General features: G+C 41.9%; 4 protein-coding genes. 2 read left to right on the forward strand and 2 right to left on the reverse strand.

Going from position 1 to position 3,873, the window contains the following annotated elements:
- Window positions 1–363 precede the first annotated feature (363 nt).
- Both CLV42_RS33450 and CLV42_RS33455 read right to left on the reverse strand, forming a co-directional pair.
- On the reverse strand, window positions 364–957 hold the full coding sequence (locus CLV42_RS33450; protein ID WP_106606303.1) for a TetR/AcrR family transcriptional regulator: 594 nt from the start codon (window positions 955–957) through the stop codon (window positions 364–366).
- A 6-nt stretch (window positions 958–963) separates the two neighbouring features.
- Complete coding sequence (locus CLV42_RS33455; protein WP_106606304.1) at window positions 964–2,553, reverse strand: ABC-F family ATP-binding cassette domain-containing protein; 1,590 nt, start codon at window positions 2,551–2,553, stop codon at window positions 964–966.
- Window positions 2,554–3,034: 481 nt separating this feature from the next.
- On the opposite strand from CLV42_RS33455, the gene CLV42_RS34390 reads away from it, so the two are divergent.
- On the forward strand, window positions 3,035–3,379 hold the full coding sequence (locus CLV42_RS34390) for a recombinase family protein (RefSeq protein ID WP_245901806.1): 345 nt from the start codon (window positions 3,035–3,037) through the stop codon (window positions 3,377–3,379).
- An 84-nt stretch (window positions 3,380–3,463) separates the two neighbouring features.
- Window positions 3,464–3,739 (forward strand): hypothetical protein, encoded by a 276-nt coding sequence (locus CLV42_RS34395; RefSeq protein ID WP_245901808.1) that lies wholly within the window; start codon window positions 3,464–3,466, stop codon window positions 3,737–3,739.
- Window positions 3,740–3,873: the final 134 nt, after the last annotated feature.

A 3,873-nucleotide genomic window follows, 5' to 3' on the forward strand; every position in this document is an offset into this window, starting at 1 on the left:
AAATAACACTCAAATATCTGCCCAATATCTATATAATACACTATACCGCATTCCAGCTAGATTTGTCCCAGATAAATAACAATCAATATATAGCACTCTATACTGCCGTATATAAAAATAAAGAGGGTGCCTCTTTATTTTTGAGACACCCTCTTTTTGTCTTTTGTGCCCAGTAGCGAATTGTTTTCGAACCAATTGTGCTTGATCATCAATAAATTACATGATCACACCTGATGTGTAATAACATTCATATTACTATTTCTCCACGTCACAAGCCTGACGCCTAATTGATAGCGGGAGATGCGTTTAAGAGAGTTAAGTGCTGGATGAAAGAGATTGCCTTTGGTTTTCAGATTAATGTAATCAACAGCTTTTGAACAACATGTTCATAATAAGTCTTTCCCGCTCATTTATCAATCGCTGGAATTCCTTTTCTGACACACGGAATAGTTTTTTATAAAGGGGCGCCATAATTAATGGGTATGACATCAGGGAGAATAAGTTCATTAAAAAATGAATGGGATCCATTTTGTCGATAGAGCCTTTTTCCATTTCATCAGTTGCCTCTTTTAAATAAGACTTTACGGGTTCTGATTGTATGTTCGTGATTAGCTTTTTACCGAAGGTATTGATTTCAGTGATAAGGAATGTTTCCTGGTAAGGAAAAGCCATCATGTCTTTCAGAAAAACGGCGATGATATTGGCTGTCTTTTCCTTGAAAGAGGTTTCTGATAGCATGCATTCATCCAGGCGTTGACTCAGGCCCTGCATTGCATCCTGAAATACAGCAGCGATCAGCTGATCCCTGGAGCGAAAATAATAGTGAAGGGCGGTTCTGTTAACGCCGGCAGCATCTGCTATTTCCTGCGTAGTGGCGTGTAGTTTGCCTTCTGCAAACAATAGTTGTTTGGCGGTGTCTTTTATAAGCTGCTCCGTACCAGTATTTTTAAGCGGCATGTTTTCTTAAGTTAAAATTATGCTATAGTCAATTCCAATCTCGTTGATGAAGTATTCGTCATGTGAAATCACTAGTAAGGTACCTTCAAAATTCTTTACTGCGAAGGTCAATACGCCCAGGCTCTGCACATCCAGGTTATTAGTAGGTTCGTCCAGAATGAGTACATCAGGCGCCTGGTTACTTATCAGCATGCAACTCAAAGATAGTTTCATTTTCTCACCACCGCTTAAGCCTGCACATTTTCTATCAAAATATTCCGGGTTAAACTGTGACGATATGAGTAGTTGCTTTAGTTCGCCTTCTTCCAGTCCATACTTATTGTAGGATTCAATTTGTTGATAAATACTTAGTGTTGGATCTATTGCTGAGTAATCCTGGTCAAGATAAAAATAAGAGAAGCCGGTACTGTTATAGCTGCCGGTAAAGGGCTGCAGCTCCCGTGTGATCATCTTCAATAAAGTGGTTTTACCACTTCCATTATCTCCTTCAATCTGCACTCTTTCGCCTGATTTGATTTGAAAATTAAGGTTATGCCATAATGTATTCTCGTTGTATTTGAAGTTGACATCTACCATCTCTATGAGCAATTCCCCAGGTGTTCGTTCGGGCGCCTTGATATTGAATTTTAGTAATTCATATTCCTCGATCTGTGCTTTGGTTGCCTCAATGATATGTCGAAGGCTGGCTATCTTTTCTTCATGGGCATTCAGCATTCTTGCGGTGCTGCGCTCTGCTTTGTTTTTTAATCCACCGGCGATGATACGTGGTATTGAGTTGCTAAGTCCCACTGACCTGCCCTTAAGTTCTTGTTGGGCTCTTAGTCCTCCCATGTCTTTCGCCTTTTTTTCTGATTCCCTCAATGCTTTGGATTGAGCGTTTAGACTGGCGTGCAAGGCATGAACCTTTTCCATTTTTTTACTTTGATAGAAGTCAAAGTTACCGCCAAATACTTCTATACCTTTTTCATTGAGTTCCAGAATTTTGTTCATGAGATTCAACAATGACCTGTCATGACTGACGATTAACATGGTAGATTTACTTTGCATGATCATATGGTAGAGCTTCATCCGGGTTCTCCTGTCCAGGTGGTTAGAGGGCTCATCTAGCAAAATAAGCGCTGGACTATTCATCTCCATAGCAGCCAGGAACACTCTTGTTTTCTGCCCGCCGCTCAGACTTCCAAGCAAACGACTTTCATGCAGATGAATTAGCCCCCATTTCTCGAGTGCCTGTTTCACCTTGTTCTCAATGTCCCAGTTGTCCTCTAACACTGTAAAATGTTGCAGATCAGTATCGCCTGCCAGAATTGCCTGTAATGCTTTTAGCTTGGCTTCGGCACCCAGCGCCCTGGCGACAGACCAAGTATCGTAGTCGCCCAGGTGCTGCGGTACGTACCAGGGTTGTTCCGCACTGATGATCTCCCCAGCTGTTGGTTGCAATTTTCCTGAGATGATGCGCAATAATGTTGACTTTCCTGCACCATTTATTCCAACTAATGCGGCTTTATCTCCATCATTTAAGATAAGGTTCAAATCCTGGAATAGCTCCGCATTGTCTGGATGAATATAACTCAATGATCGAATAATTACGCCCACGGGTTCTCATTTAGATATTAACGCTTCAGTCTTACAGTACAAATATGCGATAAATATTATTTTGTTAGACAAAAATGTTAATAAAAATAATCATGGTATTCAATCTATAGCTTTGGACATAACTATCCCCCCACATGGAGCTGGTAATGTGAGAAGGAGAACATACAGGTAGTTGGCATTTATAGGGAAGACCATTCGGCAAAGACATTTGACAGGCCGGAGTTTCAAAAGATGCTGCATGTGATCAGCAAAAATAAAGGCATTGTTGATCTGATACTATTTTCTAAGTAGGATCGTTTCTCCCGAAATGTCGCGGCTGCCTACGAAATGATAGGTGAGCTGAAAAGGCTATCCGTGGAACCTCAGTCCATCGAACAGCCTTTGGACATGGATATACCAGAGAGCAAGATCATGCTGGCAATCTACCTTACTACACCAGAGGTAGAGAATGACCCGGTGTGCCTTAAATATACTTCACGGTATGCGTAGAGCCAAGAAAGAGGGGAGGTACCTGGGTATTGCCGCCATTGGCTATAAGAACGGGCGTGACGCGCATAACAAGCCTTTCCTTATCCCTAATGAAAAGGCTGAAATAGTCCGTTGGACGTTCGAAGAACTATCCGGAGGGATATGGGATATTGATACACTCCGGCGTATGGCCAACAGGAAAGGTTTAAAGATTGGCCGTAGTCAGTTCTGGAGTCTTGTCCGTAACCCGGTATACTGCGGAAAGGTCTTTATAGCTGCCTATAAGAACGAAGCCGCCCATTGTGTAAAGGGTATCCATGAGCCTATCATCCCTGAAAGTCTGTTTGACGATGTTTAGGACGTCCTAAAAGGCAAGAAGCGAAACGTCAGGGTCAACACTTTCACCGAAATTGACCAGCAACTTCCACTAAGGGGTTTCCTGATCTGCCCTCGCTGTGGAAGGCTATTAAGCAGGAGTGGATCAAAAGGCAACGGCGGCATCTATTATTACTACCATTGTCAATCAGTAAAGGTATGCAAAGAGCGTTTCCGGGGGGATACGGCCAATGAGGCATTTGTAAGGCAGTTAGGTCAGATAGCTGTCAATGCACCGATCATCGACTATTACTGTCAGATCATTAGTCAGTCAGAGCTAATAACCAGGCCTAGAAAGGATCTTGACCACCTTAAAAAGCAAAAGAGGGTGTCTCAAAAATAAAGAGGCACCCTCTTTATTTTTATATACGGCAGTATAGATTGCTATATATTGATTGTTATTTATCTGGGACAAATCTAGCTGGAATGCGGTATAGTGTATTATATAGATATTGGGCAGATATTTGAGTATTATTT

Origin of the sequence: Chitinophaga ginsengisoli (assembly GCF_003014595.1) — a bacterium.
Taxonomy (GTDB): domain Bacteria; phylum Bacteroidota; class Bacteroidia; order Chitinophagales; family Chitinophagaceae; genus Chitinophaga; species Chitinophaga ginsengisoli.

Bases quoted from the DNA above. Each gene is read 5' to 3' on its own strand.
- CLV42_RS33450 (WP_106606303.1), bottom strand. From the start codon at position 957: ATGCCGCTTAAAAATACTGGTACGGAGCAGCTTATAAAAGACACCGCC.
- CLV42_RS34390 (WP_245901806.1), top strand. From the start codon at position 3,035: ATGCGTAGAGCCAAGAAAGAGGGGAGGTACCTGGGTATTGCCGCCATT.